This is a genomic window from Leptospira haakeii, assembly GCF_002812045.1.
Taxonomy (GTDB): domain Bacteria; phylum Spirochaetota; class Leptospiria; order Leptospirales; family Leptospiraceae; genus Leptospira_B; species Leptospira_B haakeii.
In genome coordinates, this window is the sequence record NZ_NPEG01000001.1 from 959,981 (window position 1) to 973,758 (window position 13,778).

Annotated in this window: 13 protein-coding genes; 6 read left to right on the top strand and 7 right to left on the bottom strand. The window is 39.9% G+C overall.

Translation table 11 applies throughout. From position 1 onward, the window contains the following. The first annotated feature begins 1 nt into the window (after window position 1). The gene (panB, locus tag CH377_RS04615) at window positions 2-802 is read left to right on the top strand and encodes a 3-methyl-2-oxobutanoate hydroxymethyltransferase (protein WP_100722606.1); all 801 of its coding nucleotides are present in this window, start codon (window positions 2-4) and stop codon (window positions 800-802) included. A 103-nt stretch (window positions 803-905) separates the two neighbouring features. Further along, window positions 906-2,048, top strand: coding sequence for an N-acetylneuraminate synthase family protein (locus CH377_RS04620; protein ID WP_100722607.1), 1,143 nt, complete (start codon window positions 906-908; stop codon window positions 2,046-2,048). A gap of 16 nt (window positions 2,049-2,064) precedes the next feature. Here CH377_RS04620 and CH377_RS04625 read toward each other — a convergent pair whose 3' ends face one another. After that, the gene (locus CH377_RS04625) at window positions 2,065-2,412 is read right to left on the bottom strand and encodes an Hpt domain-containing protein (RefSeq protein WP_100722608.1); all 348 of its coding nucleotides are present in this window, start codon (window positions 2,410-2,412) and stop codon (window positions 2,065-2,067) included. A 153-nt stretch (window positions 2,413-2,565) separates the two neighbouring features. Between CH377_RS04625 and lpxA the strand changes: the two genes are divergently transcribed. Next, window positions 2,566-3,345, top strand: coding sequence for an acyl-ACP--UDP-N-acetylglucosamine O-acyltransferase (gene lpxA, locus CH377_RS04630; protein WP_100722609.1), 780 nt, complete (start codon window positions 2,566-2,568; stop codon window positions 3,343-3,345). A 42-nt stretch (window positions 3,346-3,387) separates the two neighbouring features. On the opposite strand, the gene CH377_RS04635 is transcribed toward lpxA, so the two are convergent. Then, the gene (locus CH377_RS04635) at window positions 3,388-4,152 is read right to left on the bottom strand and encodes a M15 family metallopeptidase (protein WP_100722610.1); all 765 of its coding nucleotides are present in this window, start codon (window positions 4,150-4,152) and stop codon (window positions 3,388-3,390) included. Between the two features lie 214 nt (window positions 4,153-4,366). On the opposite strand from CH377_RS04635, the gene CH377_RS04640 reads away from it, so the two are divergent. After that, window positions 4,367-4,705 carry a TIGR04452 family lipoprotein gene (locus tag CH377_RS04640; RefSeq protein ID WP_100722821.1) on the top strand — a complete coding sequence of 113 codons (339 nt, stop codon included), beginning with the start codon at window positions 4,367-4,369 and terminating at the stop codon, window positions 4,703-4,705. Between the two features lie 66 nt (window positions 4,706-4,771). On the opposite strand, the gene recG is transcribed toward CH377_RS04640, so the two are convergent. The 5 genes from recG to CH377_RS04665 all read right to left on the bottom strand — a co-directional run bounded on the left by recG (window position 4,772) and on the right by CH377_RS04665 (window position 9,729). Next, window positions 4,772-6,892: an ATP-dependent DNA helicase RecG gene (recG, locus tag CH377_RS04645; RefSeq protein ID WP_100722611.1), complete on the bottom strand. Its 2,121-nt coding sequence runs from the start codon at window positions 6,890-6,892 to the stop codon at window positions 4,772-4,774. Further along, window positions 6,873-7,268 (bottom strand): hypothetical protein, encoded by a 396-nt coding sequence (locus CH377_RS04650; RefSeq protein WP_100722612.1) that lies wholly within the window; start codon window positions 7,266-7,268, stop codon window positions 6,873-6,875. Before CH377_RS04650 ends, recG begins: the two co-directional genes overlap by 20 nt. Continuing rightward, the gene (locus CH377_RS04655) at window positions 7,265-7,942 is read right to left on the bottom strand and encodes a hypothetical protein (protein WP_100722613.1); all 678 of its coding nucleotides are present in this window, start codon (window positions 7,940-7,942) and stop codon (window positions 7,265-7,267) included. The genes CH377_RS04650 and CH377_RS04655 overlap by 4 nt, the downstream gene beginning before the upstream one ends. Before the next feature lie 2 nt (window positions 7,943-7,944). Beyond that, a complete protein-coding gene (locus CH377_RS04660; RefSeq protein ID WP_100722614.1) occupies window positions 7,945-8,943 on the bottom strand; it encodes a metallophosphoesterase family protein in 999 nt (332 codons plus the stop codon). Window positions 8,944-9,036: 93 nt separating this feature from the next. Then, on the bottom strand, window positions 9,037-9,729 hold the full coding sequence (locus CH377_RS04665) for a hypothetical protein (protein ID WP_100722615.1): 693 nt from the start codon (window positions 9,727-9,729) through the stop codon (window positions 9,037-9,039). 166 nt (window positions 9,730-9,895) lie between these two features. Here CH377_RS04665 and CH377_RS04670 point away from each other — a divergent pair, with 166 nt between their 5' ends. Next, window positions 9,896-10,897 (top strand): NAD(P)H-dependent glycerol-3-phosphate dehydrogenase, encoded by a 1,002-nt coding sequence (locus tag CH377_RS04670; RefSeq protein WP_100722616.1) that lies wholly within the window; start codon window positions 9,896-9,898, stop codon window positions 10,895-10,897. A 27-nt stretch (window positions 10,898-10,924) separates the two neighbouring features. Next, the gene (locus tag CH377_RS04675; protein ID WP_100722617.1) at window positions 10,925-13,573 is read left to right on the top strand and encodes a tetratricopeptide repeat protein; all 2,649 of its coding nucleotides are present in this window, start codon (window positions 10,925-10,927) and stop codon (window positions 13,571-13,573) included. Window positions 13,574-13,778: the final 205 nt, after the last annotated feature.

The window sequence follows — 13,778 nt, forward strand, 5'->3', positions numbered from 1 at the left end:
CATGAGAGATGTTAGTAAATTATTTCCGAGAGGACCAAAACCCGTAGAGAAAAAAATCACGGTATTGACCTGCTATGATTTCATGTTCGCTCGGATTTTAGAAGATTCCGGTGTGGATTGTATTCTTGTTGGGGACACTCTGGGAGTAGTCTACCAAGGCCAACCTACCACCTTGCCTGTGACCTTGGATGAGATGATCTATCATGCGAAGGCAGTCAGAAGGGGTGCCCCGAACACATTCGTAGTTGTGGACCTTCCATTTCTAAGTTATCAAGTTTCTTTAGAAGAGGGGATCCGTTCTGCCGGAAAGGTAATGAAAGAAAGTGGATGTGACGCAGTAAAATTCGAAGGCGGCGGTCCCGAGATCTTAGAACTTATTTATAAATTGGAAAGGATCGGCATACCAGTTATGGGACATATAGGCCTTACCCCTCAATCTGTGAATGTTTTTGGAGGACATAAAATCCAAGGAAAAGCAGAAGAAGATAAGGCCAGATTGATAAGCGAAGCGAGAGGGATTTCCGATGCCGGAGCCTTCTCCATTGTTTTTGAGCTGATCCCTTCTGCTCTTGCTAAAGAAATTTCCGAAGCTGTCCCGATTCCTACAATCGGGATAGGAGCAGGTGCGGCGACCGACGGACAGGTCCTGGTAATTTACGATTTTCTTGGATTGAATAAGGGCTTTAAGCCTAAGTTCTTAAAAACTTTCCTGAATGGATACGACGATGTCTCCGGCGCAGTCAAAAACTATATTCAGGAAGTGAGAAATGGAAGTTTTCCTGGGCCGGAACATTCTCATTAATTTCTTTTCTCTGCGGATTTCTTGACGTTCCGTGTGTGAAGTAAAGGCTGGAGAGAGAATCAATCCCGATTGTAAAATCGAACAAAGATAGGACGGAAGATACGTGGACATAGTCGAACTGGAGAAGGGATATCCGGAAACTGAAGCAAAAATAAAGGCTTTGGCATCCGAATGTGGGAACGCCACCGAGATCATTCGCGGAGCGGTTGTATCCGATACCATTCATTTTATCGGGGATACCCGTAAGATCTCCGACAAGGAAGGTTACGTAAAAGAACTTCCTGGTGTGACTAGAATTTGGAACGTATCATTGCCTTATAAAAATATCGCCCGTACTGCTGCCGGTAAAAACGGAGAAGTAGTCCATCGTGAAAACCGAATTGTAGAAGTTCATGGAAAAGATGGACTCGTTCGTAAGTTCGGGACTGGAAAACATATCTTCCTGGTTGGCCCGGATTCTCCTCAAACTTATGAACAAACTGTTACTATAGCGAAACAAGCGGTAGAGATCGGTGAAAAATTCGGGATCTTAGATCGTATCATCTTTAGGGGTGGAGCATTCAAACCTAGAACTCGTCCGACTGATTGGAGAGGAATGGGTTGGGACGGTATCAAATTACTCGATAGAGTAAAAGAAGAAACCGGACTTCCTTATGTGACCGAAGTTATGGATCATACCATGGCGGAAGAAGTTTCTAAACATGCGGACATGATCCAGATCGGAACAAGAAACGCTCAAGACTTTGAACTTTTAGAAGCTGTGGGTCGCACCGGTAAACCAGTTATCTTAAAAAGAGGTTTCGGTAACGAAGCTATCGAATGGTTTTCTGCCGCAGAATATATTGCTAATCAAGGAAATTTGAATATAGTTCTTTGTGAAAGAGGAGTGAAAACCCTTTTCATTAAAGAAGGATATTGCCGTAACACTCCGGACCTAAACGTGATCACTCACGCTAAGAACCAAACAATTCTTCCTGTGATCTTTGATCCAAGCCATGTTGCCGGTGATGATAAGATCGTGGTTTCCAACTTATTGGCTTCTCTTCCGTTTAATCCGGATGGATCCATTACTGAAACTTTGCATGTAGAAGAGTTCCGTAAAGAGCAAATGTGTGATGCGGCTCAGGCGCTTTTAATGTCTCTATACGAAAAAACGGTAGAAGCTATTTTAACTTATGAGGAAAAAATTAAACCTCTGACTGATAAGGTAGATTCTTATTTTTTGGAACGTAAGGGAAAAAAATAAGTTCGAGAGTTCGAACTTATTCCGGAAATTTGGGAGCTAATTCTTTTTTGGTTTGCTCCCAAATACTCGGAAGTTCCTGACAAAGAGCCAAACAAGCTTCTAAGTTTCCTTCCTTCAATTTCAGCTCAGCCTCCGTAACATTCTTCTGAACTGCTGCGAGCCCAAAATTCGCTGCGACACCTTTTGTCTGGTGCAATTCTGCTTGTAGTTCTACACTTTTCTTTTCGTCAGTGAAACTTTTGATATTTTCTAAACGGCTGTTCATGTTCTTACGTAAAGAACGTACCATTTCTTCCAGCCAAATAATATCATCTTCATCGTCGCCTTGTTTTAGGGAATCCAGACGAGACCAATCCACTAGCATAGAATTCTCCTACCCGAACCGCGTTTGGTAAATGTATGCGGCTTCCCAAATTCGACGAAGCCCCGGACCGTTTACCGACCCCAATTATTTATAGCTTGAATAAAAAATCCACGTCGATTTTCGTATTATGGAAGATTTAAGAGGCGAAACTTAATGAAAATTCACCCAACAGCCATCGTCGATTCGAAAGCGGAACTACACGAGTCCGTCGAAGTCGGTGCGTATACAATTATAGAAAAAGATGTGGTAATCGGCGAAGGGACCGTGATCGAGACCGGAGCCCGAATTTTCGCAGGAACTAAATTTGGTAAATTTAACAAAGTCCATCATGGAGCAGTAATCGGAGTAAATCCTCAGGATTTAGGCTTCGATCCAAACACTGCTAGCAAAACTATCATCGGAGATAATAATACTTTTAAAGAATATTCCAATATTCACAGAGGAACTAAGGTAGATTCTCCCACTATTATAGGAAATAGAAACTATATGATGGGAAGTGTCCACGTAGGTCACGACTGTATTTTAGGAGATGATAATATTCTAACACACGGTCTTGTTTTGGCGGGACATGTTACGGTAGGTAATAAGGCATTCATTTCCGGTTTAGTTGCAGTTCACCAATTTTGTTTTGTGGGTGATTATGCAATGGTAGCAGGTTGTTCCAAAGTAGTACAGGACGTTCCTCCGTTTGCTACAGCAGATGGAAATCCTTGCACGATCATTGGTTTAAATACTGTCGGTTTGAAAAGAGGAGGATTCTCTCCTGAAACAAGAGCTGCGATCAAGAATGCATACAAAGTAATCTATCATTCAGGATTGAATTATAGAACTGCTTTGGATCAATTGGAGAAGGATTCGGGACATCCTCCTGAAGTTCTCCAGATCATTAAGTTTTTCAGAAGTAGCGATCGTGGAGTAATGAACCACAGATAACCAAAGGTTACGCGTGTTGGAACTCCAACACGCACCTTATGCTCAATCTATTCTCGCACATTCCGGATTGATTGAAGTAACATATTCCAGGGGGAGATCTCCTAAAAAATCGGATCCCTGGAATTTTCCTTTAAAATTTAATTTTCCCTTTTTATAAGCATCCACCCAAGCTCTTTGGAATTTATTAGAGAGAGGGGCATAAGACCAATGCCATTTCTCTTCATTATAACCTTTTCCAGCTCTTTCTGATTTGGGAGAATAAGGCTGACAGAATCCGAATCTGTGCGCATTCTTCCTCATCCAAATATAGAATGTTTCCCCTCTTCCACCTTTTTCAAAATAGGAGTTTTCCAGAGCATTGATATCAATGTCTGTTCCCCAGTGATGTCTAGAGGTGCCGGGAGCGCTTGAAAATTCTAAAATTAAGGAAATAATTTGAGAAGGAGTTTTGTCTTTTACAGGTTCTCTCATCTTTTTCTTTCCAGAATATTTATCTTCCCAGATTGATTTTTGGTCTGCAAAGGACCTATGCGCCGAAATTAAAAACGGCTCTTGTCTTTCTTGGGGATGGTCCTTTTTATATTCTTCTTTTAATTTTATAAATGCAGCTTTGGTTTCTTTTCTTAGAAAAAATTGTCTCGGGTCTCCAGGATTTGTAAAGGATACGAGGGCTTTCTCCTTAGGGAAATCTCCGATTAGGTAAGAAATTTCCGAGACACCTTGGTAGGTTTCTTCTGTTGTTTGTGAAGATAAGGAGAAGATACCAAAAATAAGAACAAGTACTAAACATCGGAATAGGAGCGGCATAATTCCATATTCTTCTTAGGCAACTTGGGGAAAAGGGATTTTCTAGTAGTCCTGATTTGTTTAAGACACAAATGCTACTACAGAAATTTCCCGGACTTTATGACAAACTCGAGCCTTGAAATCCGGAAATTTGTATTGCTTTACTTTGGAAATTCGGTTGAAGTTAAGCTCTAATTGGAAATTTTTTGTAAAAAACAAATTGGGAGAACCCTGGATGAAAAAAATCATCACTCTTCTTCTGCCCCTGTTCCTAACGTTTAATTGCGTTTTATTTGATGCAATTGGTCTGTCTTATCCAGACACCGTAGATGGAAAGGAAGCAAAAAGTATCATTCTGACAAGTGCAGTTATTGGATCCGCAGTGGGCGGTTTCGAAGTTCTTTCTATTCTTGCCCCTCAATTAGCAAAAGTAGAAGAAGATAAATACTATAACAAGTCTGATGTTGACGATTGTGCTAACGAAGCGTTGATCATCAACTTGATAACTGTGGATTTAGGTGGTTTTACTTGCGACTTAAACCCTAGAGCAACGATCATTCCATTTATCTACTGATCCGTTCTTTAGATCATCGATTTTCGGCCGACTGAAAATTGTAAGTCGGCCGGAAACTCTTCCTTCTTAATTAGAAAACAACAAAGCACCTTCCGAAAATCTGGAAATGATTTCCGATTTTTCCAAATCTCCTAAATTCCCAAATTGATTTGCATCTTCCCTGGAAATCTCGATCCATTGGCTATCTTCTCTTAAGTCAGCGATCTTAAAGTCTGGCAATCCACTTTGTCTTACACCTAAAAGTTCTCCAGGGCCTCTCAGTTTCAGGTCGGCTTCGGATAAGAAGAAACCGTCATCGGAATCAACCAAGGCCTGGATGCGATATCTTGCTTCTTCCGTAATTTTGGAGTCTGAAATTAAGATACAAAAGCTCTCGTGTTTTCCCCGACCTACACGTCCTCTTAGCTGGTGAAGTTGTGAGATCCCGAATCTATCCGAATGTTCTATTACCATCACAGAGGCATTCGGAACATCTACTCCTACTTCTATCACGGTTGTGCTGACTAAGATTTGGATCTCATTTTGTTGGAACAATTTCATGACTCTATCTTTTTCGGAAGTTTCCATTTTTCCATGGAGAAGCCCTACTTTGAATTCAGGAAAAACATCTTTTCTTAATGTTTCGTATGCTTCTATACAGGATTTAAGATCCGATTTTTCGGATTCTTCTACCAAAGGATAAACTATATAACATTGCCTTCCTTGGGAGACGTATTTTTGGATGGATTTATATACTCCGGATCTTTTTCCTTCGGTGAACCATAATGTTTTGATCGGGATCCTACCGGCCGGACGATTTTTTAAGGTCACTAATTCCAAGTCACCGTAAAGAGTAAGGCAAAGTGTTCTAGGAATTGGAGTAGCCGTCATTGCGAGAATGTCCGGATTTTTTCCTTTGGCTCTTAATGTTTCTCTTTGTTCCACTCCGAATTTATGTTGTTCATCTATGATTGCAAGTCCCAGGTCTTTAAAGATCACATCTTCCTGGAAAACACTATGGGTCCCTATGATAAATAGTGATTCTCCTGTTTTGATCCTGAATATTTTTTCTGCCCTGGTTTTTTTAGGTTCTTTTCCGACTAAAAGTTCTATTCTTAAGAAAGGCATGTTTCCTAAAAAATTCATTACAGTTTGATAATGTTGTCTGGCTAAAATTTCGGTTGGGGCCACCATGCAGACCTGAACCTGATTGTCCGTGTATTTAAGTGCAGTTAACAGTGCGACCAAGGTTTTTCCGGAACCAACATCTCCCTGTAATAGGATCGCTGCTGGAGTATCCGACTTAGTCCATTCTGAAATTTTTGCGAGGCTTTCCTTTTGATCAGGAGTTAACTCGAAAGGTAGATTTTTGATCAGGTCCTTTGCGGTTTTAGATTCGGGAAGAGGCCATAAAACTCTAGGAACTTTTGCTCTTTGGGAACGTTTATATTCTATTAAAAGATTGAAATAATATAATTCTTCGTATTTGAATCTGGTCCTTGCTCTTCCTAATAGTTCGTCTTCTGTGGGAAAATGGATCTCGTTATAAGCCTGAGCGCGGTCCATTAGATTTCTTTTCTTAATCACTTGTGCCGGTAGAATTTCCTGAATTCTACCTTCTAAAAGTTTTAATGCAGAGTGGATTAGTTTACGAAGCTCTCTGGAATTGAGGTGTTCATCTCTCATCGCTTCCGTTGTAGGATAAAGTGGGATGATACGTCCCGTATGAATACTTTCCGGAAGATCATCTTCAGAAATGTCGGAATTCCCGCCGTAAGATAGAACTTCGTAATCAGGATGCATGAGTTGGAATCCTCTGAAGTATTCCAGTTTGCCGGTTACAGCTACTAGAATTCCGGGTTGGAAAACTCTGCGAAAAAATTGGATCCCTCTAAAAAAAACCAAACTGATCGGTTCATTATTTTTAGTTTTTGCAGAAACTACGAGTCTGGATTTTTTTCCATGAGCAAGATAAGAATCAATTACTTCTAAAATTAAGGTAACTGATTCTCCTTGTTTGAGAAGGATGTTTTCCGTTAAGTTACGATCTAAATATCTACGCGGAAACCATCCTAAAAGATCTTGGATCGTTTTAATCCCTACGGATTCTAAAACTTCCTGCTTTTTTGGGCCGACACCTTTGACGACTCCTATGGAGCTGCTTAGGGAAATATCAGATTTTTTTTTATCAGAGACCGAGTTCTTCATCCTGGACTGGTTTCGGTTGAGGAGAATTTTGCATCATCTCCTCCGGAGCCGAACTTGAATCATCCAATCCTAGGTAACAGTAGCGGCAACCATAAATCCTTGCTTGTCGTTTTGCTCCAGGAATTGCGGGTTCAAAAAGAACAGCGTACAAATATTCATTCTTATCCAAGAAGCGGCCGCATACAGGACAAAGTCTGGGACGTGGAACGTTCGGATCCCAATTTCCGCCATAAACCTTTTTTGGATTTCCGTAGTCATTGTCTTTAGGTCGTTTAGAATCCTTTTTATCCAGACGTTTTGTATCTACCGTATATAAAACATGAAAGAAGATCGCAGCGGCTGCCAAACAAGCAACTAAGGTAAGAAAGGTGATCATTGTTTTAGATAATCCTTTATTTTCTCTGCCATGGAGCCGGGCAATTTAATTCCCTTATCTGCCAATCTTCCCGCATATTTATGAAAAGAATAAGTGTGTTGGGAAGATTTGATAATTCCTTCGAAACATTCTTCCAGCGATTCTGAAATTTTTTCCCAAAGAGGAAGATTTTCAGAGATCATGTTTTCATATTTATGAAGAAGTCGACGATTCACTCCTCTACAAATGGATCTGTAAAAACAAAAACGGATGAGTAATGTAGAATCCGCATGCTTATCTTTTATATCTTTTTCCAATTGGTTCAGATTGATACAATCTACGATTTCCAGTTTATAAGCTTGAGAATTATGTTCGAATGTAACCAGGTTCAGGAACATATGTTTGAAAAGAGCAATTTTATAACAATTTTCGAGTCCACATTCTCCCATTCTACCTTCTTCGCATCTAGTATACATCACTATGTCCGTGTCAGAATCAGTTGTGGCCTGTCCGAAATTTAAGGAGCCCAAGATATCAAACGCCACCTCGTCTCCCCCGTAGTTGATAAGTTTATTAAATTTTTTGAAATCTTCTATTCTCTCTCTGGATGTACCCGTCTCGTGAGATCTGAAAAATTTTTTCAGACCTAAAAACTTTATAATATTGGAGTTTGAACTTAGTTTGGGAAGAGTCATAACTATCGGATAAAATCTTCCGCCGAAACTTCAGAGTCGTTACTTGCATGGACAAGCTGTAACTTGTCTCCTGAGCAATCGACTTCTAAAAGATGGCGAATTGAGTGATCCGATAGTCTATTCAGTTTTACATTTTTTACAAGATCGTTTTCTATTTCTATTTCAGAGAAGAAGCCTCCAGGTTGGAATCCGAAGACTGAATCAACCGGTCCAAAATTAGAAGGATTCAAAAACACTGTTTTTCCTTTTTTTATGATCCCTTGGTCTTCGTGAACATGACCTGAGACAACTAAGGCAGGAGAATAATCGTCTAAATATCTTCTGATCCCTTGGGAACCTACATTTCCAAAACTAGGAATCTTATCTAAAAATCCGTACGCAGGATTATGGATCACAACAACATCCGGATTTTCCTCTTTGAAGAAGTCTTCAGGTTCGCTGTAATTTTTTCCGTTACGATTATACTCGTGGAATTTTACTGCTAACTTTTCAGGAATCCCTGAAGTGATCACAGGAGCTCCGCCGTAACCCGCGAATTTTAATCCTCCCATATCGAAGGTTTTTCTATGCAGGTCTCTTTCGTATAACGCGGAGTATTGAAGATCTATATCATAATTTCCTGGTAATAACCAGACAGGTGCTTTCGCGTATTTTTGGATGATGATCTCGATGAGTTCGTATTTTTCCTTCATCGTTTTTGCGGCTTGGTGGAATAATCGTCTGTAATCGTGGGATTTTTCTACCACGTTTGGCTGGTACTTCTCCGGAAAACGTACCGCTCTTGTCGCATAATCGTAAGGATTGATCTCTTCTTTGACATCGTCCATGATACGATACATGTCTTCTTGGAGTGTTACAAATTCGATGATACGTTCTGGATTAAAAAAGGCTTTGTAGATAATATCGCCGGAGAAAAGGTACAAGTCGCATTCGGTTCCTAGAAGGACTTCTTTCAATCCTCTGAGTCCGTCGTGGATATCGGTGAGGTAAATGATCCTCATTTAGACTTATCCTAATTTGATGTTAAACGACTTAAAGCCGTTCGACCCTTTCTATACTGATTCTTGAAAAACCCGCGATAATGTCCAATCTTTCTAATCCCTCCACAGCATCAGCATGCTGTCTTCGTTCTCCGAAATCGGTTCTATTCTTAGATAATCCGGCCCAAAAAAATCCAATAATGGTTTTAAAATCGTATTAGAGCGTACGAATAAGAATACGTTTCCTTTTTCGGGGATTACCTTTTGGACTGAAACTGCACCGGCTACTTCTGGAATTTCCGCTAAAAAATAATTCAGGTCTACTCTGATCTCGTTTCCTATATCCGTAAGGGATAGTATTTCCGGAATTTCCTCTACTATTTCTTCTAATATTAATTTTCTATGGAATTTGAAAACTTTGGAAAAAATCCGTATCGGATCTATGGATCTTGGATTATGATCATAGAGTCTAAACGCTTCTATCCTAAACACAACTCTGTTTCCATCCACCTTTACAGGTCGTAAAGAGAGTTTATATCTGATATGATCCGTTCTTAAAATTTTGGACCAGGCAAGTCCTTGGATGGAATAATGTCCGGAAAGGTATAAAACACCCCGACCGGAATCCATCACTAAAGACTCCAGATCTTCTGTTCCCTCGACCACTTTTTTTTGCAGAACCTTATTCAAAGAATGAAGTAAAACGGCGATCCTGTAATTGCTCTTTAAGGCTTTTTCTTCGAAGGAATTTTTTCCCGTGAGAAAATCTAAAAGATTGAATCCCGAAAGTTTCCGCAAATCGAGCATGGAAGAACAAAGTTAATCCTTCTGATTTGGTCGGTAAACTCATTTCTGTTTTACGCTAAAATAAGAATGGAAAGCCCTTCCTTTTTCCCTGCTTTTTTTTCTTGCCGTTTAGGCTTTCCTGGTCAGGATCATCACTCCTTAGGGTTAGTCGGGGAAAGGGTATCTCATGCAAATCGGCGTTATCGGATCTGGAAGTTTTGGGTCTTCTTTAGGTGTGTTGCTGGCGGACAAAGGTTATGATGTTACCATTTGGGGAAGGAATTCTGGACTGATCCAAGAGATTAACGAGAACCATCGGAATGAAAAGTATCTACCAGGTATAGATCTTCCTAAAAATTTAAAAGGAAGTACAAGTTTAGAAGACGCTGTCCGCGATAAGGACATGATCGTTTCTGCTCCTCCTTCTCACGCGATCACTGATATTCTAAAAGAAATTAAATCTTTTCTGCCCGAAAAGGCGCCTATCGTTTCTGCAAGTAAAGGAATAGAGAACGGAAGTCTCAGATTGGTTTCCGAAATTTTTGAAGCAGAACTTCCAGGCAAATTTCATAGCAGATTATCTTATCTTTCTGGGCCTAGTTTTGCAAAAGAGTTGGTCAAACGTGTACCCACTATAGTAAGTATCGCATCTAAGAATGAGGCTACTGCAAGAAAGGTACAGGAAATATTCAGTTTTACTTATTTTAGGACCTATTGGACTCCAGACGTGGTCGGAGTAGAAGTTGGCGGTTCCTTAAAGAATGTGATCGCAATTGCTGCAGGAGTTTCCGACGGATTAGGATTTGGGCAGAATACTAGAGCCGCTTTGATCACCAGGGGACTAACCGAAATCTCCAGACTGGGAGTCAAATTGGGAGCAGATCCTCTTACATTTTTAGGGCCTTCCGGGATGGGGGATTTGATCTTAACTTGTTGTGGAGATGCTTCCAGAAACAGGACGGTCGGTTTTAGATTGGGAAAAGGAGAAAGTTTGGATTCAATTCTGGGTGGTATGGTAGAAGTTGCAGAAGGGGTAAAAACTGCCAAAAGTGGATTCGAATTATCGCAAAAATTAGGTATCGAAATGGCCATCACCACCGAGGTGTATAAAATGCTTTACGAGCATAAGAATCCGAAGGAGGTTGTTAGAGATTTAATGGGCCGGGACTTAAAAAGAGAAGGTCTATAAACCGCTCTTAAATCGCGATCGATTCCCTTGCAAAATGCAATTTTAAATATTCGTAAAGTAGGTGTCATTAGCCTAATTTTCAAGTATATTCCATTTTTATTAATTTCATTCTGCTCTTTCTGTACTTCCCTCTCCGCTCAAAGCCGTAATGATTACGGTTGGACAGGCTCACCTGGTAATTTTTATCTTTTGATGGATGGCAAAAACGTCCTTACTAAAGAAACCGATTTTAATTCTTTTCCAGAAGGTCTGAATGCCGTTCAAAAATCGGAGTTTGCACTTTTAGCCGGAGAGTATTTACTTCTAAACAAAGATTCCGGAAAATTCTCCAACCTGATCAATACTATTCGAAAAGAAAAAGATCTAGGCTTCGCAGAAGTTCTTCTACTCTATTTCCAAGATATCTACTTCTCGAAAAAGACGAATGGGGAAAATTTCCTGAAAGTTTGGAATCCGCCTGCGGGAGACACATACCAGAAAGAATTAGTTGAATCTACGCGTAATGTTCTTCTTCATAAAAAGCCTGCAGATAAGATCAAATGTTCCCCTAAAAAACAATATTATTCACTTTGTAGGATGCTTCGTCTCGGAAGTTATATGGCGGATTTTAAACTGTCCGATCCGAACCATGATAGGGAATATACGAATCTACAAAGAATACTTTCTCCTTTTCCTGGAGTTACTGATCCAGAAGAGAAGGAACTAAAACATATTCCTTTCTTATCTAATTTCCTTCCTAATATTGCGGATTATCTTTCAGAGTTAGGATTTGCAAGAGATGCGATCCAATTTTCTAAAATAGGGATCGTCTCGGAAAATCTGGGCGGAAGAATGCTCTCTCATTCTTACGAAAAATTAGCGTATTACTACTTGGTAGATGGAGATCCTAATTCCGCCGAAAAAGTTTTAAAGTATATTATAGAAAGACAGGGGGAGATGGCTCCCGCTTATAAGAATTCATTATATTTGAAGTTAGGAGCTCTTGCTTATCTGCAAGGAGATCCGGCAAGAGCTTTGGAATATTATTTGAATTTGGATTTTTTACATTGGTCCACTAAAATACTTCATCCATTTTTGGGAGAACCTATTCCGATCAATAGCGCTCGTGATTTAGTGTCTGTTGCAGTTTGGAAATCTAAAAATTCTCACAAAGCAGTGGATGCTTTGCAGTCTGTCAGCACTCCTAAAAATCTGACGGAAGATGACCTGTTTACTAAATTAAGGATTATTCAAATACTTTCGGAAGATGAACCGGAAGTTGCTTCCAAACTTGCGATGGATTTGAGCTTTCTCGCCCAAAGTAAGGGTTGGAGAAGAGTAGAATATTCCGCCACATTACTCCATGGATTCTTGCAGTTAAAAACGAATAATCTTAGAAAAGCCATCATAGAGTTCACTAAAGCGGGTGGGATCCTAAAAGAAGATCCTTCATATAAAGAAGAATGGATCCGCTTGAACGGTTTATTTCTTTCCCATAAAGAATCTTCTAATCTAAGAGGAGTAAAAAGTTTCTTAGACCAGGCTCTTAGAATTTCCGCATCCGGACATACGGATGATAAAACTTTCGAGATCAAAAACTATCTTCCTCCTTCTTTCGGAAGTAAAAGTTTAGAGAATTCCGCTATCGATTTTTATACTAGACACGGTTATACAAATGATCTTCTTTCATTAATGATCCATTATGAGGAAAATTCTGAACTTCAGGAAGAGGATTCTCCTCCTGATCTTGCGATCCTTAAAACCCATAATAGAATTTCTAGATATAAAGGTTTTTATCCTCCTGGAAGAGAACCTTGGAAATCTGCTTGGTCCGAAATGAGAACCAAGGAATCTGCACGCATTAGAGAAGAATCAGATCCTCTTAAGAATGCTAATTTTAAGAAGTTAACTCATCCTTTGATTGCGGTTTTTGTGAAGGATAAGAGAGTATTTCTATTCCATAAAGACGGAGATTCTTCCGAGCTGGAAGCAAGAGAACTGAATACTGACAATCCTACCAGCTATACTGCTCAGTCAGCTTTTAGAAGTACTATGGAGTCCTTTTCTAAGAAGGATAAAATCCAAATTTATCTGAATTCTCCCGGAGTCGAAGCAGCCGAATATCTAAGAAAGGAATTTCCTGATTCTGAAATTAAATTATTCCTTCGTTTTGATAAAAGGGACGAGTCAGATTCCGCTAAAAAAGTATTCGGTCCCGCTTGTGAGAATCTTTTCCCTAAAAATCTTCCAGAAGGGGAAGGCCATTTAGGGTGGCAGTCATTTCCATTACAATATTATGATGGATCCAAATTACTCCAAGGTAAGTCTGCGTTACTAATTTGGAATATGAAGGTGACTTCTAAATCTCCTAACGGTCTTAGGGATTACGAATGGTCTTGTGGGTCTGATTCTATTTCTTTCAGAAAGGCAAAACGTAGATTAGATTTTAGGAATTTGCCGGATAGGATCGTATTTACAAAGGATTCACTCAGCGGTTCAGGCTGGGGGGATAAGTCCGAGGACTTCTTGGATTGGGCAAGGTTCTGGTTATCCGTAGGAACTTCTCGCCTTTATTTTGTTAAATACTGGAATCCAGAGTCGGAATCCGACATAAATTTATTAGAAAGACTCGCGAATGAAAATGGGGACCCCAACCTGAATTCCAGAGTTCTCAAAATGGTCCGAAACGCAGAATAACCTACTTAAACCCCGCCCGGTAAAAGGGGAAATTTTCATTTTTTTGGCTTCAAAACACTCGACAATGCACCGTTTTTCAGGGATGGTATCACAGATAGATGGACCCCGATAGTAGAAGCCGGATTTTTCCGGACCAAAGCCATATTTTTCCCACCTTGTTTTATTCTTTCGATCTAGCAATCCGCCTAAATCTGACATTCGGAAG